A 22,601-nucleotide genomic window follows, 5' to 3' on the forward strand; every position below is an offset into this window, starting at 1 on the left:
GTCAGGCTCCCACGGCCCCGAGCAGGGCTCCTGCCGCGTAGGTGACTCCCATGGCGAGGGCGCCGCCGACCACGTTCCGCAGGATGGCCGGCCGCGGCTTCGCGGCGCCCAGGCGTGCGCTGCTCCAGCCCGTGAGGGCGAGGGCCGCCAGCACCGACACCACCGTGACCCCGAGCCGCCAGTCCGGCGGCGGCAGCACGATCGCCAGCAGCGGCAGCAGCGCCCCCACGGTGAACGACAGGAAGCTCGCCCACGCCGCGTGCCAGGGGTTGGTCAGCTCGTCGGGGTCGATGCCGAGCTCCACGCGCGCGTGCGCCCTGAGCGCGTCCCGTTCGGTCAGCTGCTCGGCCGCCTCGCGGGCCACCTCGCGCGACATCCCGCGCTGCTGCAGCAGTTCGGTCAGCTCGTCCAGCTCGGCCTCCGGCTGCTCGCGCAACTCCCGCCGCTCCAGGGCGAGTGCGGCCATCTCCGAGTCCCGCTGGGTGGAGACGGACACGTACTCGCCCGCGGCCATCGACATCGAACCGGCCAGCAGGCCGGCGAGCCCGGCGGTGAGCAGCGCGGTGCGGTCGTCGGTCGCGCCGGCCACGCCCACGACGAGGCCCGCCGTGGAGACGATGCCGTCGTTCGCGCCGAGCACGGCCGCCCGCAGCCAGTTCAGGCGCTGCCCCAGCGCGCCCGCGTGCGCCTCGTCGTGCGTAGGTTGCGTCACACACGGGAGGATGCCACCGCGGGCGTCACCACACGCGTACCGACGCTCCCCGCGCGAACGCCGGGCTCGTCGCGTCCGCCGGCGGCTTCTCCAGCGGCTGCGCGACCTCCTCGACCGTCGGGCCCACCCTGGCCGCGATCGGGTCCAGCAGGTCCAGGTCGAAGCCGTAGACGCGGGCCGCGTTCCCGCCGACCATGGCCGCGACCTCGTCGCGCGGCACGCCCGCGTAGGCGATGCGCAGGCCCTCCCTGGAGTACGGGTAGGTCCCCTCGTCGTGCGGGTAGTCGCTGCCCCACATGATCTTGCCGATGCCGATGCGGTCGCGCAGCGGCACCTCGTGGGGGCGCATGAAGCTGGCGCCGACGAAGCAGTTCTCGTGCCACACCTCGGACGGCGGCCGGCCCATGCGGGCGGCCAGCCCCGCGCCGAACTTGGACTCGGCGGTGCTCGCCCGGGTCGCGGCGGCCACCAGCCGCCCGTGGTAGTAGTCCAGCATGTCGAGCACCCCGGGGATCCACCCCGAGCCCTGCTCGGTCAGCACCAGCTTCAGCCCGGGGTGGCGGCGGAACGCGCCGCCGAAGACCAGGTGCCACAGGGCGCGGTGGGAGAACCAGGTCGTCTCGACCATGAAGACGGCGCGGGCGGCCGGTTCGTCGCCCAGCGGCGGGGAGGCCGAGCCCGCGTGGTGGTTCACGGGGACGCCCAGCTCCTCGCAGACCGCCCAGATGGGGTCGTACGCCTGCGAGTAGAGCTCGGGCAGGCCCGAGCCCGGGGGTGTGCCGGGCAGCATCAGGCCGCCCTTGAGGCCCGCGCCGGCCGCCCATCTGATCTCCTCGACCGCCGCGTCCACGTCGTTCAGGAGGATCTGGAAGACGCCCGCCCGGCGGCCCGGCGCCTGCGCGCAGAAGTCCGCGAGCCAGCGGTTGTGGGCGCGCAGCCCGGCCCAGCGGCGCTCGAACTCCTCCGGGGTCGGGGCGGGCGCCATCAGCGAGCCGGAGGGGAAGAACGGCGGGATCGTGTTCGGGAACACGACCTCCGCGACGATGCCGTCCTCCTCCAGCTCCGCCACCCTGCGCCCGGAGTTCCAGTTCTTGTCGGCCGTGTCGGCGAGCAGGTCCTCGTACGGGTTGACGTACGTCGCCGCCCACACGTCGAAGTCGTCGTGGTAGCGCTTGTCCAGGTACGGCCTGTAGTCCAGCAGGTCGGCTCCGGCGTGGCAGTCGGCCGAGATGACCGTGTACCGGTCGCTCACTGCGTCACCCCCAGGGTCGGGAAGTCGTGGTCGGTCAGCCAGTGCCTGCCCACCTCGCGCGAGCGCGCCCAGGACGCCGCCACGGCCGCCTGGTCGTCGGGCTGGCCGAGGTCGGCCGGGGTGGGGCCGATGCGGCGGGCCAGCGGGCCGAGCCTGGCCACGTCGAAGCCGAAGACCTCCGCCGCCGCCGTACCCAGCATGCGGCGGGTCTCGTCCACCGGGATGTCGTGGAAGGTGCGCCGCAGCCACGCGCGCGTGTCGGGCCAGGTGCCCTCGGGGTGCGGGAAGTCGCTGCCCCACAGGATGTTGCCGACGCCGATCTCGTAGCGCTGGGCCAGTTCACGGCGCTTGGTGTTGGTCGCGCAGATGAAGACCTGGCGGTCCAGGTACTCGTGCGGCGGGCGCTTCAGCTCCTGGAACGGGGAGAGCTTCTTGCCGCCGTGCGCGCCCAGGTAGAGGCGGTCCATGAACCACAGAAGGTTCGGCAGCCACCAGCAACCCGACTCCGCCACACCGAACTTCAGGCCCGGATGGCGTTCGAGGACGCCGGACCACAGCAGGAACCAGAGCGGGCGCGCGGGCCACCAGGTGACCTCGGAGACGTAGATGCCCAGATGGTCGCCGTACTCGTGGCGCGGGGCGGCACCCGAGTGCGTCACCACCGGCATCGCGCACTCGACGGCCGCCGCCCACACCGGGTCGTAACGGCGGTCGTGGTAGGGCTCCTTGTCGACCCACATGGCCGGGATCATCAGGGCGCGCAGGCCGGACTCCCTGGCCCGGTGCACCTCGGCGACCACGCGGTCCGTGTCGGCCGTGATCGGCAGCAGGGCGACCCCGCAGTGCCGTTCGGGGTGCTCCGAGACGAAGTCGGCCAGCCAGCGGTTGTGCGCCTGCGCGCCCGCCATGCCCAGCTCCGGGTCCTGGTCGCCGGAGAGGCCGAGACCGACTCCGAAGGGGGCGGCGGTCCGGCTGTCGACCGCGTCCGCGTCGGGGAAGACCACCTCGGCCGCCACCCCGTCGCCGTCGAGCTCCTTGAGCCGCTGCGCGGCGTCCCAGCCCCCGCGCAGCCCTTCCTCGTTGTCCTGGAACCACTTGCTCGCGAACGCCTCGTTGCGGATGCCGAGCCGTGTCATCTCCTCGCGGCGGCGGTCGCGGCCGGCGAGGAAGTCGTCGAAGTCCCGGTGGAAGCGCGCGTCCAGATAGGGCCGGTACTCCTCGGTGGGCAGCCCGGCGTGGCAGTCGGAGGAGATGATCAGGTACGGGTCCTGCGGGTCCTGGCCGGTCACGCGGTCCCCCTTGTCAGTCCAGGATGAAGCTCTCGAGATACGACGGGTTGGTGCGGTCGAGCATCGAGCGGGCCCGCGCGCGGATCTGGGCGTCGCTGTGCTCGCTCGGCGGCAGCAGCCAGAAGCGGCCGGCGCGGACGCCCTCGACGACGAGGTCCGCGACCTCCTCCACGGGCGTGAAGTGCACCTCCTTGCCCGCCTCGCGCATCGCGCTCTCCCACTGGTCCACGCTGCGGTACGGCGTCCGGCGCGGCCGCTCCTTGGCGTAGCGCGCGGGCCGGTTGCGGTGCGACTCCCACAGGCCGGTGCGCAGCATGTGCGGTCCGGGGAAGAGCACCGACGCGCCCACGCGCGCGTGCTCGGCCCGGAGATGGGCGTAGAGGGACTCGGTCATCGTCACCACGGCCGCCTTGGTGACGGCGTAGACGGAGGCGGTGGGCAGCGGGGCGATGCCGCCGTCCCCGGAGGACGTGTTGACGACATGACCGGGTTGACCAGACTTGATCATCCGTGGCAGGAATGCCTGGATGCCGTGGAAGACACCCCACACGTTGACGGAGAACGCCCATTTCCAGTCGTTCGGCTCGTGCTCCCACATCCGGCCCTCGGCGCCCGAGCCGACTCCGGCGTTGTTGCACAGCACATGGACGGCGCCGTAGGTGTCGTACGCCGACTCGGCGAGATCCAGCACCTGTTGGCGCTCCCCGACGTCCACCACGCGCGCGTACACGTCGGCGCCCTCGGCGCGCAGCCCAAAGGCGGCCTTGTCCAGTGCGTCCGGCTCGACGTCCGCGAGGACGACCTTCAGCCCCTCGGCCGCGAAGCGCCGGGCCATCGCGAGCCCGATCCCGCTCGCGGCGCCGGTGACGACGGCGACCTGTCCGGCCCGCAGCTCCATCAGGCGCTCCCCTCGGGCGGCGCGTCGTGGACCTGCCGCGGATCGTCGTAGCGCTGGTGGACGTAGGGCAACAGGGCCTCGGCGGCGACCCGTTCGACGACCCTGCCGCGCTGGTCGCTGGTCTTCTCGCCGATGGTGATGTCGACCAGGGTGCGGACCGGGAGGTCGGCGACCGGGTCGTACATGGACTCGCGCAGGACGACGTCCCCGGTGACGCGCTCCAGCCTGCGCACCTTCTCGTGGCGCAGGCAGTGGATCAGCACCGGGTCGGCGTCGAAGCCCGAACCGTCCACCGCGGGAAGGAACTTGAAGTAGAAGTCGGTCTTCCGGCTCGGCTCCGGCAGCGGCAGCTCGCCGTCCACCGCGCCGCGCACCTCGACGAACGGGATGCCGTGCCGGGCCATCCACGCGCGCACGACGAGCCCGGCCCGCTCGACCGCCACCTCGCCCAGCTTCTTCGGCTCCCCGAAGACCTCGCGGCCGCCGGTGAGGGCCCGCTCGTGGGTCATCGGCATGACGAGCGGATACCAGCCGTCGACGCCCGCGTGGCTCGCGGCGACCGCGAACGAGCCCGCTCCGAGGGGGTATCCGGTCAGTTCGACCTTGCTGATGTTCACCCGGACCAGTGGCCTGCCGGTGGGTTTGAGCGGTGGCGGCAGGACCGCGGCGAGTGCGTCCGGGTCGGTCTCCCACAGGGCCACGACCCCGGTGGACCAGATGTCGGGAAGCCGCGCGCTCGCCGTGCGCGCGGCGGCGATCTCCGCCTCGGTCCGTGCGCCGTACCGTACGCGTGCCATACGCCGTACCGCCCTTCCGTCGAGGGTCACACGCCGGGCGGGCAGCACGGTCGCACCGGGGACCGAAAAGGTCCATAGCCACGGGCACAGACATTCGCGCCATTCGCGGCACGCGAACGGCGCGGCGTGGAAGGCCACCTGACGGTCAGGACTGTCAGTGGCGGCCCGTATCCTCAGGGACCATGCTCGAAGACCAAACGACCGCAGCGTCCTCCCCCACAGCGTGGCCGGCCGCGTATCCGCTGGGATACGCGGTCGTTGACGTGGAGACCACGGGCCTGGCCCGGGACGACCGGATCATCTCCGCGGCCGTCTACCGGCTGGACGCGCGCGGCGAGGTCGAGGACCACTGGTACACGATGGTCAACCCCGAGCGGGACCCGGGCCCGGTGTGGATCCACGGTCTGACGAGCGAGATGCTCGAGGGCGCGCCCCTCTTCCAGGACATCGCCGAGGAGCTCGCGGACCGGCTGCGGGACCGGGTCCTCGTCGCGCACAACGCGGTCTTCGACTGGCAGATGATCGCGCGGGAGTACGCGCGCGTGCGGATCGAGGCGCCGGTGCGGCAGCGGCTGTGCACCATCGCGCTGTCGAAGGAGCTGGGCCTGCCGCTGCCCAACCACAAGCTGGAGTCGCTGGCCGCCCACTTCGGCGTGGTGCAGCAGCGCGCGCACCACGCGCTGGACGACGCGCGCGTGCTGGCGGAGGCGTTCCGGCCGAGCCTGCGGGCCGCCGCCCAGGGGGACGTACGGCTGCCGCTGCTGGAGTGCCGGCCGCTGACGGAGTGGACCGACCGGCCCGTGCCGCGCCAGTCCGGCGGCTACGGCGGCTACCGGCCCACCAGTTGGCGCCCGGCCCGCAAGCGGCCCGCGTGCCCCTACCCCAACCCCGGGCGCTACGAGGACGGCCGGCCGCTCAAGCAGGGCATGCGGGTCGCCTTCTCCGGCGACACCTCCGTCGAGCGGGAGCTGCTGGAGGACCGCGCGACCGAGGCGGGGCTGCACGTGGCGACGAGCCTGTCCCGGCTGACCAGCCTGCTCGTGACGAACGACCCGGACTCGGGCACCTCCAAGGTGGTCAAGGCGCGGCAGTTCGGCACACCGGTGGTGGACGAGGCGGCGTTCGGCCAGCTGCTGCGGGACGTGGAGCCCTCGGACGGGTGATTGCCGCGCGACTCGCCCGCCGCCCACTCGCCCGTGCGACGGCGAGGGCTCACCCTGTGGCGCATGGCGACCTGTGAAGTATGTGGCAATGACTACGGAATGTCCTTCGAGGTGCATGCTCAGGGAGCGGTGCACGTCTTCGACTGCTTCTCCTGCGCGATCCACCGGATGGCACCCCAGTGCGAGCACTGCCGGGTGTCGATCATCGGCCAGGGCGTGGAGGTCGAGGGCCACTGGTACTGCGGAGCGCACTGCGCCCGCGAGGAGGGCAAGGCGGGGATCGTCGACAAGGTGTGACCCCCCGCCCGCCCCGCGGCACCCCACGCGCTGACACCCCACGACCGGGAGGTACCGTCGTGGGGTGTACCGCTTCCTGTTGTCCCGGCAGTGGGTGATCCTCACCCTCGTCGCCCTCGTGCTGATCCCCACCATGATCAGGCTGGGCATCTGGCAGAAGCACCGCTACGAGATGCGGACCGCCCGCAACGACCTGGTCTCCTCGGCGCTGCACGCCAAGCCGGTACCCGTGGAGCGGCTCAGCTCGCCCGGACACGCCGTGACCACGGCCGAGAAGTACCGCACCGTCACCGCGACGGGCACCTTCGACACCGCCCACGAGGTCGTCGTGCGGCGCCGCACCAACTCCGACGACGAGGTCGGCTTCCACGTCCTGACCCCGTTCGTCCTCACGGACGGCAAGGTGCTGCTGGTCAACCGCGGCTGGATCCCGGCGAACGGCGCGCAGACCACCTTCCCGAAGATCCCCGCGCCGCCCGCCGGCAAGGTCACCATCGAGGGCCGGCTGAAGGCCGACGAGACGACCGCGGCCAGCGGCATCAAGGAGATCAAGGGACTGCCTCCCCGGCAGATCATGCTGATCAACAGCGAGGAGCAGGCGCGCCGTCTGGGCGCCACGGTCCTCGGCGGCTACGTCGAGCAGACGGCGCCGGAGCCGAAGGGCGGCAGCCCCGAGCAGATCTCCGACCCCGGCAGCGAGGACGCCCCGCTGAACTACGCGTACATGATCCAGTGGTGGCTGTTCGCCGCCGCCGTGCCGGTGGGCTGGTGGGTCCTGGTGCGGCGCGAGCGCCGCGACCGCGAGGAGGCGTCGGCCGAGGCGACGTCCGAGGAGACGGAACCCGCCGCCGTCTGACCCACGCGTCCCGCACCCCTCGCGCGTCACTCCCGCGGACCTGGCCCTGATTGCCCGGCGCCCGGGCCGGGAATCCGCAACTGCGTGCACCACCACCGCATCGAGGACTACGCCCTCATCGGCGACGAGCAGACCGCCGCCCTGGTCGGCCGGGACGGCTCCGTGGACTGGCTCTGCCTGCCCCGGTTCGACTCCGGGGCCTGCTTCGCCCGGCTGCTCGGCGACGAGGACAACGGCCACTGGCGGATCGCGCCGAAGCACGCGTCCGGCCACTGCACCCGCCGCGCCTACCGCCCGGACACCCTGGTGCTGGACACCGAGTGGGAGACCGGCAAGGGCGCGATCCGGGTCACCGACCTGATGCCCCAGCGCGACCGCGCGCCCGAGCTCGTGCGCGTCGTGGAGGGCCTGCGCGGCCACGTCACCGTGCGCAGCACCCTGCGGATCCGCTTCGACTACGGCTCGATCGTGCCGTGGATGCGCAGGTCCGGCGGCCACCGGGTGGCCGTCGCCGGGCCGGACTCGGTGTGGCTGCGCAGCGAGCCGCAGGTCGAGACCTGGGGCAAGGACCGTGCCACGCACTCGGAGTTCACGGTGAAGGAGGGCGAGAAGGTCGCGTTCGTGCTGACCTGGCACCCCTCGCACGAGCCGCGCCCGCCGCTCGTCGACCCGCACGAGGCGCTGCGCGCCAGCGTCCACGACTGGCGGCAGTGGGCGCGCCGCTGCCGCTACGCCGGCCCGTACCGCGACACCGTCGTCCGCTCCCTGATCACGCTCAAGGCGCTCACCTACCGGCCGACCGGCGGCATCGTCGCCGCGGCCACCACCTCGCTGCCCGAGCAGCCGGGCGGCGTCCGCAACTGGGACTACCGCTACTGCTGGCTGCGCGACTCCACCCTGACCCTGAACGTCGGTCTGTCGGCGGGCTACCGCGAGGAGGCCGAGGCGTGGCGGGACTGGCTGCTGCGCGCGGTCGCGGGCGACCCGGCCGACCTGCAGATCATGTACGGCCTCGGGGGCGAGCGGCGGCTGCCGGAGTTCGAGCTGCCGTGGCTGTCGGACTTCGCCGGGTCGCGGCCGGTGCGCATCGGCAACGAGGCCGTCAGCCAGCTCCAGCTGGACGTGTACGGCGAGGTGATGGACTCCCTCTATCTGGCCCGGCGCGAGGGCCTGCCCGCGAAGCCTCACATGTGGGACATCCAGGCCGCCCTGATGGAGTGGCTGCGGGAGCAGTGGCGCCAGCCGGACGAGGGCCTGTGGGAGGTGCGGGGCGGCAGGCGCCACTTCGTGCACTCCAAGGTCATGGTGTGGGTGGCCGCCGACCGCGCGGTCCGCACCCTGGAGGAGAACCCGGAGCTGAGCGGCGATCTCGACGGCTGGCGCGCGCTGCGCGACGAGGTGCACCGCGAGGTGTGCGAGAAGGGCTTCGACGCGCGGCGCAACACCTTCACGCAGTACTACGGTTCGGCCGAACTCGACGCCGCGGTCCTGCTCATCCCCCGCGTCGGCTTCCTGCCGCCCGACGACCCGCGGGTGCTCGGCACCGTGGACGCGGTCCGCGAGGAGCTGGGCCAGGACGGCTTCCTGCGCCGCTACAGCACGGACGGCCCGGCGGTCGACGGGCTGCCCGGCGACGAGGGCACCTTCCTGGTGTGCTCGTTCTGGCTGGCGGACGCCCTGCATCTGACGGGCCGCGGCAAGGAGGCCCGGGAGCTGTTCGAACGGCTGGTGGGCCTCACCAACGACGTGGGCCTGCTCTCCGAGGAGTACGACCCCGTGGAGCACCGGCAGCTCGGCAACTTCCCCCAGGCCTTCAGCCATGTCGGCCTGGTGAACACCGCCCTCGCCCTGTTCGGGGGCGAGCAGGCAGGATAGGGGCCATGGATCTTGGACTGAAGGACCGGGTGTACGTCGTCACCGGGGCCACGCGCGGCCTCGGCAACGCCGCCGCGCGCGAGCTCGTCGCGGACGGCGCGAAGGTGGTCGTCACGGGGCGGGACGAGAAGCGGGTCGCGGACGCGGCGGCGGAGCTGGGGCCGAACGCCGCCGGGATCGCCGTGGACAACGCCGACCCGGACGCGCCGGAGCGGCTCATCCAGGCCGCGCGGCAGCGGTTCGGCGGCTTCGACGGCATCCTCATCAGCGTCGGCGGGCCGCCGGCCGGGTTCCTCGCGGACAACACGGACGAGCAGTGGCGTACGGCGTTCGAGTCGGTGTTCCTGGGCGCGGTCCGGCTCGCCCGGGCGGCGGCCGCGGAGCTGGAGGCCGGCGGTGTGATCGGGTTCGTGCTGTCCGGCTCGGTGCACGAGCCGATCCCGGCGCTGACCATCTCCAACGGCCTGCGGCCGGGCCTGGCCGGCTTCGCCAAGTCGATCGCGGACGAGCTGGGGCCGCGCGGCATCCGGGTGGTCGGGCTGCTCCCGGCCCGCATCGACACGGACCGCGTGCGCGAGCTGGACGGGATGTCCGCCGATCCCGAGGCGACGCGCGCGGCCAACGAGTCCCGTATCCCGCTGCGCCGCTACGGCACGCCGGACGAGTTCGGGCGTACGGCGGCGTTCCTGCTGTCCCCGGCCGCCTCCTACCTGACGGGGATCATGGTGCCGGTCGACGGCGGCATGCGGCACGGCTTCTGAGCGCGGGCGCTCAACTCACCCGCTCCGCCCGGTGCTTGACCGCCTTCATCCGCACCTCCGCGGGAAGGGCCGCGAGACCGGCCGAGTCGCGGGCGTGCGCCAGCGCCTCTGCGGTCAGGTGGGACAGGGCCGTTCCCGGGTCCACGTGCGGTTCCAGTTCGAGCCGGAGGCGCGCCTCGGGGGCGGTCCGGCCGCCGGTCAGCCGGGCGCGGGCGTGCGCCACACCCTCCAACTGGCCCGCCTCGCCCGCCAGTACGTTCTCCAGGGCCCGGCCCCGCAGCAGCGCGCCCTCGCCGTCGCCGGTGTCCACCAGCACCTCGGCGAGCCGGCGCCGGCGCAGCACCGCGGTCAGCCACCACAGGGCGATCAGGACGAGCACGGCCAGCGCGGCGATGACGGTCGGCCACCACCAGCCGGAGTCCCTCCAGTGGGTGCGCTCGGCGTCGCTGAGCAGCACGTCGTGCCGGCCGTCGTGGATCCACCAGGAGGGCGGCCGCACCCCGAGGCCCACGGCCAGCACGGCGCCGCCCAGCACCAGCAGCACCAGGCCCACCAGGGCGATCAGCACGCGATTGACGGTCCTGAGCACCGTCCTCACCCCTTCCGTCCGGGACGCCGTACCCGCACCGTCAGCGCGGGCGGCCGGGCGAGGCCCATGCCGCTTACGGCCTCGCCGAGCGTGGCGTCCAGATCGGCCCGTACGTCGTCCAGTTCGCGGAAGTGCGCGAGGGCGAAGACGTCGGCGCGCCTGCGGCGCATCCGCACCCGTACGGACTGGACGCCGGCCACCTCCATGGCGCGGTCGCGCAGCACCAGGGCGGCCGCGTCGCGGTGCAGCCCGGCGCGGACGTCGGGCTGCGGGCGCCGCATCGGCAGCACGTCGCGCAGGCCCGGCGTGAGGGCGAGCACGATCAGCCAGAGGCCGAGGGCGGCGGCGACGCCGGCGCCGACGAGCACCCAGATGTCGTCGAGGGGGCGCTCGGCGAGCTGCCGGGCGAGCTCGCGGCGCCAGGCCATCGCCGGCCGGTTCGCGCGCACGGCGGCGATGTCGTAGAGGAAGACGCCCGCGACGGCGAGGACCAGCACCGCGACGACGGCCGCCGGGACGCGGCGCGCGGACCAGAAGCGGCCCTCGCGGGCGCCCTCGTCGGCCGGCGGGGGTGGTGCTCCCCCGCCGAGGTCGTCGTCGAACTCCTTCTCGATGACCGGTAGTCGCTGTGTGGTGCCCTCGGAGCCCTGGGGCTCGCTCATCGCGTCCTCCCCTGTGCCGCGCCGTGCGCCGGGGTCAGGTGCAGCCGCTCCACGTGGACGGCGACCTCCGGCACCTCCATGCCCACCAACGCGCGTACCCGCAAAGCGACATGTCGACGCACCTCGGCGCAGCGGGCGCCGATGTCGGCCGGATAGGCGAGGTCGAGGTGGACACGGATCCGGACGGACCCGTGATGGACGACGACGGTGGCGTGCGGGGCCGTTGCCGCCGCGGGCAGAACTCCCAGCGCCTCACGCGCCGCCTGCGAGGCGATCTTCGAGACGACCCGGTCGGTGATCCGGTTCGCGCCGCGGTCGCCGGGTGCAACCACCGCGAGAGGTCCGCGGAGTTCACCGGCCCCGTTGCTCACGGGTGTCACCGCCGCCGGTCGTCACGCGCGCGGAAGAAGTCGCCGAAGTCCATATCCCCTTCCAGGAACCGGCCGACGACAAATCCGACGGCGCCCAGGGCTGCCACCAGCAGGAAGGCACCGAACCCGCCGAAATACCCGGCGAACCCCAACGCCATGCCGGCGATCATGCCGACCACGGCCATGCTCATCGTGCGCTCCTCAGCTGTCCGACGGTGGATCGGTCGATCGGCAGGTCACTGGATCCGGGGCTGCTCCGGCTCCTCGTCCTCTTCCTCCGGCAGTTTCACGTCGCTCACCGCGATGTTGACCTCGACCACTTCGAGGCCGGTCATCCGTTCAACTGCCGTGATGACGTTCTCCCGTACGGCCCGGGCCACGTCGGCGATCGCCACGCCGTAGTCGACGACGATCTCCAGGTCGAGCGCGGTCTGCACCTCACCGACCTCGGCCTTGACTCCACGGGTCACGGATTTCTGCTGACCGGGAACCCGTTCCCGCACGGCCCCGAAGGTCCGCGAGAAGCCGCTGCCCATGGCGTGCACGCCGACGACGTCCCGCGCGGCCAGTCCGGCGATCTTCTCCACGACTCCGTCGGCGATGGTCGTCCGACCACGGCCGGCCGGGTCTCCCCCGCCCCGCCTGGCGACCTTACGGGTCTGTACAGGCTCGTTCCCGCCCTCGAGGGTCCCCGTCCGGTTCTGTTCCGTCATGTCGGTCATACCCGTACGTCCCTTCGATCGTCCTCCCTCCGACTACCGTAAGCGGGGTTGCGCGATCGCGCGCCAGGGATGCGGCAGGCTGGAGGAATGACGACGTCGGACCCGTGGACACAGGCAGTACGGCATCAGCTCGGGCCGGGCAGATTCCTGCCCCTGGGCGGCCCGCGCGACGGTGCATGGATCTCGGAGAGGGCGGCCGAGGCGGTGCTCCGGCGTGCGACGGAGCATCTGCGCGGCGTACAGCTGATCGCGCTCCGCATCGCCCTCGCCGACCCGGAGGACACGCACGACCCCGCCGTGCCGCCCCCGCCGAGCGCTCTGCCGCCGGGGCCGCTGCGGGTGACGGCGGAGTTCGCGGCGACGGCCGCCGCGCCGCTGCCGCAGACGGCGGCCCTGGTGCGGGCGGTCCTGGCGGCCGCGGCCAAGGAGCGGCTCGGCCTTCAGGTGGCGGACGTGGACCTGCGGGTCGCGGCCCTCCTGGACGAGGAACCGGACCCCGTCCCCGTACGACAGCCCGACGTGCCGCACGCCGCAGAACCCGGGCCGGGCGAGGAGGGCCGCGTGGCGGCCGCCGCCCTGTCCGTCCCGGGAGTCACCCACCTCACGACCGGCCTGGGCCGGGCGGTCCACCTCGAAGAACGGCACGAGGAGAACACCCTGCCCCACCGCCACGCGCGCGTGGAGTTCGCGGTGGACAGCGACCACCGGACATCGGACGTGGCGCAGCAGGTGCGCACGGCGGTCCGGGACGCCCTGCCGGACCGCCCGACGGTGGCGGTGCTGGTGACGGCGGTCGGCTGAACGCCTACTCGCCGAGCCCGGCGAGGTCCCGCAGACGGCGGGCCTGGGCCGCCCTCTCCGCGGCACGCTGGTCGTCGTAGGAGCGGCCGTGGGCTCCGCGGATGAGGGCCTTCGTCTCGATGACGGCGTCGCGGGGGGCGGCCAGGATCGCGGACGCGAGGTCGTGGACGGCGCCGTCGAGCTGGCCGGCCGGGACGGCGAGGTTGGCGAGGCCCGTGCTGACGGCCTCCTCGGCCTGCACGAAGCGGCCGGTGAGGCAGATCTCCAGGGCGCGGGCGTGGCCGACCAGCCCGACGAGCGGGTGCGTGCCCGTCAGGTCCGGCACCAGCCCGAGGCTGGTCTCGCGCATGGCGAACTGCACGTCGTCCGCGACGACGCGCAGGTCACAGGCGAGGGCAAGCTGGAAGCCCGCTCCGATGGCGTGCCCCTGCACGGCGGCGATGGACACGAGGTCGCTGCGCCGCCACCAGGTGAAGCCGTCCTGGAACCCGGCGATGCTCGCGTCGAGTTCACCGTCGCTGCTGCGCGCGAGATCGATGAACGTCGGCTCGCCCTCGATGCCTTCGGGCGTGAACATCTGCCGGTCGAGGCCGGCCGAGAACGACTGGCCCTCGGCGCGCAGCACGACCACACGCACGGACCCCGGCAGGACCCGCCCGGCCTCGGCGAGCGCCCGCCACATCGCGGGGCTCTGCGCATTGCGCTTGGCCGGATTGGTCAGCGTCACCGTGGCGATCGCGTCGTCGACGGTGAGCCGTACGCCGTCCTTGTCGAGTACGGGACCGAGGTCCTTGGCGGGCGTGGCCATGGGGCGCCTCCGATGAGTGCGGTCAGCAGAGCAGAGCTAAGTGACTGCACAGTAACCACCCGGCCGATCGTCCGACCGACCGGGTGGCCACCATCGGAGCCGAGGGGCCGCCCGGGGTCAGCCTGAGGCTTTCTTACCCCGCGTCGCCCCGCCACGCCCACGGAGCGTGACGCCCGATTCGCTGAGCATCCGGTGTACGAAGCCATACGAGCGGCCGGTTTCCTCGGCCAGTGCCCGAATGCTCGCACCGGAGTCGTACTTCTTCTTCAGGTCTGCCGCGAGCTTGTCGCGCGCGGCGCCGGTTACCCGGCTGCCCTTCTTCAGAGTCTCGGCCACCCGTGCCTCCTCATGGGAAGTGCGCTCTGGTCTCCTCATGATCACCCCTCCGGGGCTTCATGGCCACCCATTCGGCAAGGTCCGTAAGACAGGGATTTGACGACAGGAGCGCATCCCCACAAGAGGAATCCGGAATTCCACCCGGCACCGTTCGTACCGCCGAACGGGTTGTTCCGCGAAGTGCCAGGTCAGCGACGTACGACGGCCGAGCCCTTGCGGATAAAGGGCTCGGCCGCGAATTCGATGTAGGACACACCTCGGTACGAGGAGATCTCACACAGATGATGGATCACCGATGGGCCGAATGATCCATACGCTGTGGATCACGCTTTCGATCAAGCCAGGGCGACGAGATCCGCGTAGTCCGAGCCCCACAGGTCCTCGACGCCGTCCGGAAGCAGAATGATCCGCTCCGGCTGGAGCGCCTCGACGGCGCCCTCGTCGTGGGTGACGAGAACGACCGCGCCCTGGTACGTGCGCAGCGCCCCGAGGATCTCCTCGCGGCTGGCCGGGTCGAGGTTGTTGGTGGGCTCGTCGAGCAGCAGGACGTTGGCGGCGGAGACCACGAGCGTCGCGAGCGCCAGCCGGGTCTTCTCGCCGCCGGAGAGGACCCCGGCCGGCTTGTCGACGTCGTCGCCGGAGAACAGGAACGAGCCGAGCACCTTGCGGACCTCGACGAGGTCCATGTCGGGGGCGGCCGAGCGCATGTTCTCCAGGACCGTGCGGTCCGGGTCCAGGGTCTCGTGCTCCTGCGCGTAGTAGCCGAGCTTGAGGCCGTGGCCGGGGACGACCGCGCCGGTGTCGGGCTGCTCGACGCCCGCGAGAAGCCTCAACAGGGTCGTCTTTCCGGCGCCGTTGAGGCCGAGGATGACGACGCGCGATCCCTTGTCGATGGCCAGGTCGACGTCCGTGAAGATCTCCAGCGAGCCGTACGACTTCGACAGGCCCTCGGCCATCAGCGGGGTCTTGCCGCAGGGCGCGGGCTCCGGGAAGCGGAGCTTGGCGACCTTGTCGGACTGGCGGACGGCCTCGAGGCCGGCGAGCAGCTTGTCGGCACGGCGGGCCATGTTCTGCGCGGCGACCGTCTTGGTGGCCTTGGCGCGCATCTTGTCGGCCTGCGAATGCAGCGCGGCGGCCTTCTTCTCGGCGTTGGCCCGCTCGCGCTTGCGGCGCTTCTCGTCGGCCTCGCGCTGCTGCTGGTAGAGCTTCCAGCCCATGTTGTAGATGTCGATCTGGGCGCGGTTGGCGTCCAGGTAGAACACCTTGTTCACGACCGTCTCGACCAGGTCGACGTCGTGGGAGATCACGATGAAGCCGCCGCGGTAGGTCTTCAGGTAGTCCCGCAGCCAGATGATCGAGTCCGCGTCGAGGTGGTTGGTGGGCTCGTCGAGCAGCAGCGTGTCCGCGTCCGAGAAGAGGATGCGGGCCAGTTCGATACGGCGGCGCTGACCGCCGGAGAGGGTGTGCAGCGGCTGGCCGAGCACCCGGTCGGGCAGGTTGAGCGCGGCGGCGATGGTGGCGGCCTCGGCCTCGGCGGCGTACCCGCCCTTGGTGAGGAACTCCGTCTCCTGGCGCTCGTACTGCTTGAGGGCCTTCTCGCGGGTGTTGCCCTTGCCGTTGGCGATGCGCTCCTCGTTCTCGCGCATCTTGCGGATCAGGACGTCCAGGCCGCGCGCGGACAGGACGCGGTCGCGGGCGAGGACGTCGAGGTCCCCGGTGCGCGGGTCCTGCGGGAGGTAGCCGACCTCGCCGGAGCGGGTGATCTGGCCGGCGGCCGGGATGCCCTCGCCGGCCAGGCACTTGGTGAGGGTGGTCTTGCCCGCGCCGTTGCGCCCGACCAGGCCGATGCGGTCGCCCTTGGCGACACGGAAGGTGGCGGACTCGATGAGGACACGGGCGCCGGCGCGCAGCTCGATACCGGAGGCGGAGATCACGGACAGGCTCCAGGGCAGACAGGGTTGGCGGGTATGGGCGGCTGAGGACGTTCCCGCCGTCTAATGCGCGAGGAGAATGGCCATGGGCCAAGTCTAACGGGGCGATGCAACCAGTTTTTCTGGGTTCGCGTGTTCGGTCGCCCGGGCGTGACGAAGGGCACGCCCGGGCGCGTGTGCGCGTGCCGGCTCAGCCGCCGGTGTGCACCTGGAAGGCGGCGCGGCGCACGGCCTTCGCCAGGGCGGGGTCGGGGTGCGCCGCGGCGAGCGCGACCAGGACCTGCACGGTGCGCGGGTGGCCGACGGCGCGCACCTCGTCCAGGAGCGAGGGGACGGTCGCCTGCACGGCCGACTCCAGGTGCCGTACGAGCATCGGGGCCTCGCCGTGGTCGGCGACGGCGGCCGCGGTGTCGACCCACAGCCAGGTGGCCTCCTCGCGGGTGAGCACCTCGTGGGCGTCCTCGGGGTCCACCCCGTCGTGCTCGGCCAGCCACAGCAGCGCGTACGGCCGCAGGGTGGGCTCCTCGACCACGGAGCTGACGTCGGTCTCGGCGGGGGCACCGACCACGCGCAGCGCCTCGAAGGCGAGGCCGCGCAGCAGGGCGTCGTCGCCGCGCGCCGCGTCGATGAGCTCGGTGACGGCGCTGCCCACGGGCCGGGCGGCGAGCCAGGCGCGGTACTCGGCGCGGGCCGCGTTGGGGCGCAGCTGGGCGCAGCCGCGCAGCATGTCCTCGGCCGCCTGCTCGATGTTCCCGGCGGGGCTCTGCGCGGCGACGCAGATCTGCTCCAGCTTGACCCATACCGCCCAGTTGCCGAGCGGGGTGAGCGTGGCGTGCGCGTCGTCGTAGGTCAGCGCTCCCACGGCGGCGAGGGCGCGCAGGGACCAGTCGAGGAGAGGCGCGAGCGGGGTGTCCGCGGGCTGCTGCTGCACGGGCTCCGGCTGCGGGCCGTAGGGGATCTCGCAGCGCGCGGTGCGCAGTTCGGTGACCCGCTGCTCCAGGAGGTCGAGGAGCTGGTCGACCGGGACGGGCCCGGCGGACAGCTGGAGGAAGGAGAGCACCTGGGGCATGGCCGAGACGACCTCGGCGACGGCGGCGGGCTCGTGGTCCGCGGGCTCGGGGTGGGCGAGCGACCAGGCGTCGAAGAGGGCGACCCAGCCGCGCAGCACGGCGCTGTCGTCGCGGTTCCAGGCGCGCAGCCGCCAGCCGGGGCGGGCGCTGTCGCCGTGCACCTCGATGAGGCCGGCGAGGCGGGCGGTGTCCCAGTCGGCGCGGACCTGAACCGGGCTCAGGCCCAGCTCCGCCGCGGCGCGTTCGGCCGTCTCGTCGGAGAGGGTGGCCTTGCCGTCCGCCGTCGCGCCGTCGCCGCCCGGGCCGAGTGCGGCGTCGGCCCAGCGGGCGACGCGGGCCGCGGCGGCCAGACCGGAGCGCGCCATTCTGGCCAGCTCCGCGGGTGCCGGTGTGCCCTCCGGGGGGCGGGGCGCGGGGCGGCGTGGGCGCCGTTGGTTCACTGCTGTGGGGGCGGCGGCCAGGGGTCGCGGGCGGACGAGTCGAAGCCTGGAGTCGCGCGGGATACGGGACGTCACGGGTGCAGTCTTCCGGTTGACGGTCCGAAAACCCAAACGGAATGTCACGGCGGGCGACGGGACTGGCCAACGCACGGGGTCCGGCGGGCGGCTCGGGGCCGAGAACAGGCCAGTCGTACGGCCTTAAACGGAATCGCGCCGACCGTACAGCCGTACGTCCGCGGGGCCCCCGGCCGGGGCCCGGCCGCGGGTCACATCAGCGGGGTGAGGAAGCGGCGCAGGGTCTCCTCGTAGGCCTGCGGGTCGGCGTTCCACATCGCGCCGTGCTGAGCCTGCGCGACCGTGTGCAGGGCGATCAGGTTGGGGCGGGCGTTCGCGAACCGGCGGGAGTGCTCCCAGGGGGCCAGGGTGTCGTCCGGGCCGTGGAAGATCATCGTCGGCACGGTGAGCTGCACGGCCTCGGCGGTGCCGTCGCGCTCCAGGCCCGTGCGCCCCTGGGCGGCCCGCACGGCGAGCGGCAGCAGGGCGCCCGGGGTGCGGCGGGCCGAGGCGAGGGCGCGCAGCGTCGTCGGCCAGCTGAGGACCGGGGAGTCGAGGATCAGGCCCGAGATCCGCTCGCGCAGCGCGGAGCGCACGGCGGCGCGCAGCGCCATGGTGGCTCCGGTGGACCAGCCGTGCAGGACGACCTGCCGGGCGCCGTTGTCCACGGCGTAGCGGACCGCCGCGTCCACGTCGCGCCACTCCGTCTCGCCCAGGTGGTTCAGACCGTCCGGGGAGCGGGGTGCGCCGCGGTCGCCCCGGTAGGCGAGGTCGAGCACCGGGAAGCGCTGGCGGTGCAGGAACTCCATGACGTTCATGGGGTGTTCGCGGGTGGCTCCCAGTCCGTGCACCGTGATCACCCAGGTGTCGCGCACGCCGGGCACGAACCAGGCGGGCAGGGCGCCCAGTTCGCCGAGGATCTCGACGTCGCGGTGGTCGAGGCCGAGCGCGGAGCGCGGGTCGCCGATGTGCACGGTCGGCGTCAGCCGCACCTTGTCGCCCGCCTCCAGCGTGCCGCGCGTGACCCGCTCCAGGCGCCGCACGACGGAATCGGCGGAGTGCGTGGTGCTGCCGAGCACCTCGCCGACGACCGCGTGCGTGCCGTCGCCGGCGAGGCCGTAGACGCCGGGGCGCAGGGCCGCCAGGTCGCGGGTGAGGGCGATCTGGCCCGCGGCCGTGGCGTGCACGGTGAGCCGGGGCTCGGTGGGCAGCGGTTTACCCGGGGGCGCCTTGAGCGCTGCGTCGCTCGCGAACCGGCCCGCCGCCACGCTCGCCGCGCCGGCCGCCAGGGCTACGGTGACGGCCGCGGCCGTCGCTTTGACTGTGCGCACCCCTCCAGTGTCCCGGCGGACCGGGTGACCGGCCAGCGGGAGGAAGGCACGGGGTGACGCGAGTTCTCGGCGGTTGCGTGGTCTGCTCACGCTGCCCGGATACCCCGCACGGTCACGGGCGCTGCCCGTACCCCCGCAGTTTCTCGGCCACCTCCGCGAGCTGCCCGCCGGAGAGCAGGGACGGCGACATGCCCGGCACGGACGACGCCGTGAGCCACAGCCGGCACATCCACTCCAGCTGCGCGGTGCGGTCGTAGGCCTGATCCAGGGAGGCGCCGTAGGTGATCGTGCCGTGGTTCTGCAGGAGGCAGCCGGTGCGATCGGCCAGCGCGCGGAGCATGTTCTCGGCCAACTCCTCGCTGCCATAGGTCGCATAGGGGGCGACTCGGACCGGGCCGCCGAGGGCGGCGGTCATGTAGTGGATCACCGGGAGCTCGGGGACGAGGGTGGAGACGGCCGTCGCGTGCACGGCGTGCGTGTGGACGACGGCGCGGGCGTCGGTGGTGCGGAAGACGGCGAGGTGCATGGGCAGCTCGCTGGTCGGGACCAGGGTGCCGAGCACCTGCCGGCCGTCGAGGCCGACGCCGGTCACGTCCTCGGGCGTGAGCCGGTCGTAGGGGACGCCCGTCGGCGTGACCAGCACGGTCTCGCCGACGCGCACCGAGACGTTGCCGGAGGTGCCGACGACCAGCCCCTCGGACACGGTGCGGCGGGCCGTGGCGACGAGGGCCTCCCAGGCGCGCGCCTCCTCGGGGAGCACATCCCTCCGCCACCCCTCCGGCACATCCCGTCCGCCCTCCCGGGCACCCCGTCCGTCCCGCTGGTCCTGCCGCTGCTCAGCCATGCCGCGATCCTGCCAGCCGCGGCCCGACACGCGGTCGGACCGGGGGCACTTTAGGACGGAGGCCGAGCCTCCGAAAGACCACATATGAGTACAAATCACTCTCTCACCATGCTTGGCCAGGGATCACCGCACATGCAACGAGCCTCCAGTAATCTCCCGTTGACCTGCCGCGCACGTCGCCATTCCGGGGGGAAACATGGCTCGTGACCACCGGGCGTTCCGCCGCCGCCGCTGCGCCGTCGCGGTCTCCGTGGCGGCGCTCACCGTCGGCGTCACCGTCCTCGCCGAGCTGCCGGCCTCGGCTGCCGGTCTGCCCAAGGGGCACGACGTCTCCTCGCACCAGAAGAACGTCAACTGGTCGCGGGCGAAGGCCAAGGGGGCCAGGTTCGTCTACGTCAAGGCGACCGAGTCCACCACCTACCGCAACCCGTACTTCACCCGGCAGTACAACGGCGCCCGCAACGCCGGCATCATCCGCGGGGCCTACCACTTCGCGCTGCCGGACCGGTCGTCGGGCAGGGCCCAGGCGGCGTACTTCGTCCGCCACGGCGGCCGGTGGCGGGCGGACGGCTGGACGCTGCCGCCGGCGCTCGACATCGAATACAACCCCTACAGCGCCAGGCACCGCTGCTACGGCCTGAGCAAGGCGGGCATGGTCCACTGGCTGCACGCGTTCAGCGACGAGGTGAAGCGGCGCACCGGGCGCCGGCCGGTGATCTACACCACGGCCCGCTGGTGGAACACCTGCACGGGCCGCAGCCGTGCCTTCGGCGCGCACCACGCGCTGTGGCTGGCCGGCCGCAACCCCGCGGCCTCGGGAGCGCTGCCCGCCGGGTGGTCGTACTGGACCTTCTGGCAGTACGGCAGCAAGGGCAGCCTGCCGGGTGACCAGAATCTCTTCAACGGCTCCCGGGCGCAGCTGAAGCGGTTCGCCAGGGGCGGGTGACCAAGGGGCGCCGGGAATCCGGGGGCCGCCGGGCCGAGGCGGAGCGGCGACCCCCTCATCAGGTCACCTCGACGCCCTGCTCAGTTCATCTTCCGTTCACTCAGGTTTCCTACGGTCAAGCGACCGATGACTTCGAACGATTGCCTGGGTAAATGGAAAACTTCTCGCTGATCCTCGCGATTGTGGTTGTGACCGCACTCGCGTTTGATTTCACGAACGGTTTCCACGACACCGCCAACGCGATGGCCACCACCATCTCGACCGGCGCACTCAAGCCCAAGGTCGCGGTGGCCATGTCCGCCGTGCTCAACCTTGTCGGCGCCTTTCTGTCGGTGGAGGTCGCCAACACGATCTCCAAGGGCCTCGTCGACGAGGCCGGCATCCGTCCCGAGGTCATCTTCGCGGCCCTGGTCGGCGCGATCCTCTGGAACCTCGTGACCTGGCTGGTGGGGCTCCCCTCCAGCTCCTCGCACGCCCTGATGGGCGGTCTGATCGGCGCCACCGTCGCCTCGGCCGGCTTCGGCGCGGTGCACGGCGACGTACTCGTCACCAAGGTGCTCCTCCCGGCGGTCGCCGCCCCGATCGTGGCCGGCCTGGCCGCCATGATCGGCACCCGGCTGTCGTACACGATGAGCCGCAAGGCCGACGGCAAGGCCGCCGAGAAGGGCTTCCGCACCGGGCAGATCGCCTCCGCGGGCCTGGTCTCCCTGGCCCACGGCACCAACGACGCGCAGAAGACGATGGGCGTCATCACCCTCGCCCTGGTCGCCGGCGGTGTCGTCGCCCCCGACTCGGACCCGCCCACCTGGGTCATCCTCTCCGCCGGCCTCGCCATCGCGCTCGGCACCTACATCGGCGGCTGGCGCATCATCCGCACGATGGGCAAGGGCCTGACAGAGCTGCGGCCGCAGCAGGGCTTCGCCGCCCAGACCAGCGCGGCGACGGCGATCCTGGCCTCCTCGCACCTCGGCTTCTCCCTGTCCACCACGCACGTGGTCTCCGGCTCGGTGATGGGCGCGGGCCTCGGCCGCAAGGGCGGCGTCGTCCGCTGGTCGACCGCGACCCGGATGCTGGTCGCCTGGGTGCTCACCCTTCCGGCCGCCGCCCTGGTGGCCGCCGGCGCCGAGTCCCTGACGGATCTCGGCGACTGGGGCACCGCCGTCGTCGCCGTCTTCCTGGTCGCGGCGAGCGCCACGATCTGGAAGCTCTCCCGGCGCGAGGTCGTCGACGCGACGAACGTCAACGACTCCGACGAGCCGGCCGGCGTGGTCACCACGGCGATCGCCGCCGTGACGCCGCCTCCCGCGGCCACCGTCACCGAGGACCTGACGGCCACCGTCCCGGCCCCGGCCAAGACCGCCACCCCCGACCAGGCGGCCCCGGCGACCCCGCCGGCCGCGACCGTCTGAGCCGGCGCTCCCGGTACGAAGGAAGAGAAGCAGCATGAAGATCGACTGGGCAGCTCTGGGCTCCGTCTTCGGCGTCAGCCTCGCGGTCACCGTGGGCCTCGTCGCCCTGTTCACCCTCGGCATCATGGGCCTGTCCCGCCGCGAACGGGCCACGGCCCAGGGCAACTCGGCGACCCTCGCGGTCACCGGCGCGTACGTGTGCTTCGCGGCGTGCGCGGCGGCGGTGGCGTACGGGATCTCTCTGATCATGACGAAGGCCTGAGGCCCCGGCCGCAGACCGACAAACGCGTGGTGGAAGGGGGGGGGGTCCTCCCGGAAACCAAAGGTTGTGTGGACGCCGCGAACCCCCGCGTGGGGGTGCCCACACACCCCCCCCCCCCCGGTCCC

At 72.7% G+C, this 22,601-nt stretch carries 25 protein-coding genes; 9 read left to right on the forward strand and 16 right to left on the reverse strand.

The annotated features are described in order from the left end of the window. Position 1: 1 nt before the first annotated feature. Genes ACFU97_RS39605 through ACFU97_RS39625 form a run of 5 tightly spaced genes read right to left on the reverse strand, consistent with a single transcriptional unit; the run spans position 2 to position 4,948 of the window. Positions 2–712 carry a VIT family protein gene (locus ACFU97_RS39605; RefSeq protein ID WP_384266401.1) on the reverse strand — a complete coding sequence of 237 codons (711 nt, stop codon included), beginning with the start codon at positions 710–712 and terminating at the stop codon, positions 2–4. 25 nt (positions 713–737) lie between these two features. Continuing rightward, positions 738–1,964, reverse strand: coding sequence for an amidohydrolase family protein (locus ACFU97_RS39610; protein WP_384266404.1), 1,227 nt, complete (start codon positions 1,962–1,964; stop codon positions 738–740). Further along, positions 1,961–3,253, reverse strand: a complete 1,293-nt coding sequence (locus ACFU97_RS39615) for an amidohydrolase family protein (protein WP_384266406.1) — start codon at positions 3,251–3,253, stop codon at positions 1,961–1,963. The genes ACFU97_RS39610 and ACFU97_RS39615 overlap by 4 nt, the downstream gene beginning before the upstream one ends. A 13-nt stretch (positions 3,254–3,266) precedes the next feature. Beyond that, on the reverse strand, positions 3,267–4,151 hold the full coding sequence (locus ACFU97_RS39620; protein WP_384266409.1) for an SDR family NAD(P)-dependent oxidoreductase: 885 nt from the start codon (positions 4,149–4,151) through the stop codon (positions 3,267–3,269). After that, positions 4,151–4,948 (reverse strand): acetoacetate decarboxylase family protein, encoded by a 798-nt coding sequence (locus tag ACFU97_RS39625; protein WP_384266411.1) that lies wholly within the window; start codon positions 4,946–4,948, stop codon positions 4,151–4,153. Before ACFU97_RS39625 ends, ACFU97_RS39620 begins: the two co-directional genes overlap by 1 nt. A 182-nt stretch (positions 4,949–5,130) precedes the next feature. Here ACFU97_RS39625 and ACFU97_RS39630 point away from each other — a divergent pair, with 182 nt between their 5' ends. The 5 genes from ACFU97_RS39630 (at position 5,131) to ACFU97_RS39650 (ending at position 9,900) form a co-directional block, all read left to right on the forward strand. Further along, positions 5,131–6,111, forward strand: a complete 981-nt coding sequence (locus tag ACFU97_RS39630) for a DEDDh family exonuclease (protein WP_384266413.1) — start codon at positions 5,131–5,133, stop codon at positions 6,109–6,111. Between the two features lie 63 nt (positions 6,112–6,174). Further along, positions 6,175–6,408, forward strand: coding sequence for a hypothetical protein (locus ACFU97_RS39635; protein ID WP_384266415.1), 234 nt, complete (start codon positions 6,175–6,177; stop codon positions 6,406–6,408). 64 nt (positions 6,409–6,472) lie between these two features. After that, entirely contained in the window at positions 6,473–7,264 is a 792-nt protein-coding gene (locus ACFU97_RS39640) for an SURF1 family protein (protein WP_384266417.1), read from the forward strand. An 84-nt stretch (positions 7,265–7,348) separates the two neighbouring features. After that, the gene (locus ACFU97_RS39645) at positions 7,349–9,139 is read left to right on the forward strand and encodes a glycoside hydrolase family 15 protein (RefSeq protein ID WP_384266419.1); all 1,791 of its coding nucleotides are present in this window, start codon (positions 7,349–7,351) and stop codon (positions 9,137–9,139) included. 5 nt (positions 9,140–9,144) lie between these two features. After that, positions 9,145–9,900: an SDR family oxidoreductase gene (locus tag ACFU97_RS39650; protein ID WP_384266422.1), complete on the forward strand. Its 756-nt coding sequence runs from the start codon at positions 9,145–9,147 to the stop codon at positions 9,898–9,900. 10 nt (positions 9,901–9,910) lie between these two features. On the opposite strand, the gene amaP is transcribed toward ACFU97_RS39650, so the two are convergent. The 5 genes from amaP to ACFU97_RS39675 are packed head-to-tail and all read right to left on the reverse strand — an operon-like array spanning position 9,911 to position 12,244. Further along, entirely contained in the window at positions 9,911–10,489 is a 579-nt protein-coding gene (amaP, locus tag ACFU97_RS39655) for an alkaline shock response membrane anchor protein AmaP (protein ID WP_384266424.1), read from the reverse strand. 5 nt (positions 10,490–10,494) lie between these two features. Next, entirely contained in the window at positions 10,495–11,151 is a 657-nt protein-coding gene (locus tag ACFU97_RS39660; protein ID WP_384266426.1) for a DUF6286 domain-containing protein, read from the reverse strand. Beyond that, positions 11,148–11,531: an Asp23/Gls24 family envelope stress response protein gene (locus ACFU97_RS39665; RefSeq protein WP_384266427.1), complete on the reverse strand. Its 384-nt coding sequence runs from the start codon at positions 11,529–11,531 to the stop codon at positions 11,148–11,150. The genes ACFU97_RS39660 and ACFU97_RS39665 overlap by 4 nt, the downstream gene beginning before the upstream one ends. Beyond that, a complete protein-coding gene (locus tag ACFU97_RS39670; RefSeq protein ID WP_384266430.1) occupies positions 11,528–11,713 on the reverse strand; it encodes a hypothetical protein in 186 nt (61 codons plus the stop codon). The genes ACFU97_RS39665 and ACFU97_RS39670 overlap by 4 nt, the downstream gene beginning before the upstream one ends. 45 nt (positions 11,714–11,758) lie before the next feature. Continuing rightward, positions 11,759–12,244, reverse strand: coding sequence for an Asp23/Gls24 family envelope stress response protein (locus ACFU97_RS39675; protein WP_384266432.1), 486 nt, complete (start codon positions 12,242–12,244; stop codon positions 11,759–11,761). 87 nt (positions 12,245–12,331) lie between these two features. Here ACFU97_RS39675 and ACFU97_RS39680 point away from each other — a divergent pair, with 87 nt between their 5' ends. Next, positions 12,332–13,045: a nucleopolyhedrovirus P10 family protein gene (locus ACFU97_RS39680; RefSeq protein WP_384266433.1), complete on the forward strand. Its 714-nt coding sequence runs from the start codon at positions 12,332–12,334 to the stop codon at positions 13,043–13,045. A 4-nt stretch (positions 13,046–13,049) separates the two neighbouring features. Here the strand turns inward: ACFU97_RS39680 and ACFU97_RS39685 are convergent, their stop codons facing one another. The 6 genes from ACFU97_RS39685 to ACFU97_RS39710 form a co-directional block, all read right to left on the reverse strand. Further along, positions 13,050–13,853: an enoyl-CoA hydratase/isomerase family protein gene (locus ACFU97_RS39685; RefSeq protein ID WP_384266436.1), complete on the reverse strand. Its 804-nt coding sequence runs from the start codon at positions 13,851–13,853 to the stop codon at positions 13,050–13,052. Positions 13,854–13,970: 117 nt separating this feature from the next. Next, positions 13,971–14,189, reverse strand: a complete 219-nt coding sequence (locus ACFU97_RS39690; RefSeq protein ID WP_384266437.1) for a helix-turn-helix domain-containing protein — start codon at positions 14,187–14,189, stop codon at positions 13,971–13,973. Positions 14,190–14,524: 335 nt separating this feature from the next. Further along, a complete protein-coding gene (gene abc-f / locus ACFU97_RS39695; protein ID WP_384266439.1) occupies positions 14,525–16,123 on the reverse strand; it encodes a ribosomal protection-like ABC-F family protein in 1,599 nt (532 codons plus the stop codon). Between the two features lie 187 nt (positions 16,124–16,310). Next, on the reverse strand, positions 16,311–17,705 hold the full coding sequence (locus ACFU97_RS39700) for a hypothetical protein (protein ID WP_384266442.1): 1,395 nt from the start codon (positions 17,703–17,705) through the stop codon (positions 16,311–16,313). Between the two features lie 191 nt (positions 17,706–17,896). Continuing rightward, positions 17,897–19,015: an alpha/beta hydrolase gene (locus ACFU97_RS39705; protein ID WP_384266444.1), complete on the reverse strand. Its 1,119-nt coding sequence runs from the start codon at positions 19,013–19,015 to the stop codon at positions 17,897–17,899. A 112-nt stretch (positions 19,016–19,127) separates the two neighbouring features. After that, positions 19,128–19,859 (reverse strand): class II aldolase/adducin family protein, encoded by a 732-nt coding sequence (locus tag ACFU97_RS39710; RefSeq protein WP_384266447.1) that lies wholly within the window; start codon positions 19,857–19,859, stop codon positions 19,128–19,130. Positions 19,860–20,055: 196 nt separating this feature from the next. Between ACFU97_RS39710 and ACFU97_RS39715 the strand changes: the two genes are divergently transcribed. The 3 genes from ACFU97_RS39715 to ACFU97_RS39725 all read left to right on the forward strand — a co-directional run bounded on the left by ACFU97_RS39715 (position 20,056) and on the right by ACFU97_RS39725 (position 22,476). After that, on the forward strand, positions 20,056–20,805 hold the full coding sequence (locus ACFU97_RS39715) for a lysozyme (RefSeq protein WP_384266449.1): 750 nt from the start codon (positions 20,056–20,058) through the stop codon (positions 20,803–20,805). Positions 20,806–20,957: 152 nt separating this feature from the next. Then, a complete protein-coding gene (locus ACFU97_RS39720) occupies positions 20,958–22,214 on the forward strand; it encodes an anion permease (RefSeq protein ID WP_384266452.1) in 1,257 nt (418 codons plus the stop codon). Between the two features lie 34 nt (positions 22,215–22,248). Further along, complete coding sequence (locus tag ACFU97_RS39725; RefSeq protein ID WP_384266455.1) at positions 22,249–22,476, forward strand: hypothetical protein; 228 nt, start codon at positions 22,249–22,251, stop codon at positions 22,474–22,476. Positions 22,477–22,601 lie beyond the last annotated feature (125 nt).

It is taken from the genome of Streptomyces sp. NPDC057616 (assembly GCF_042800575.1).
In the GTDB taxonomy this organism is placed as follows: Bacteria; Actinomycetota; Actinomycetes; order Streptomycetales; family Streptomycetaceae; genus Streptomyces.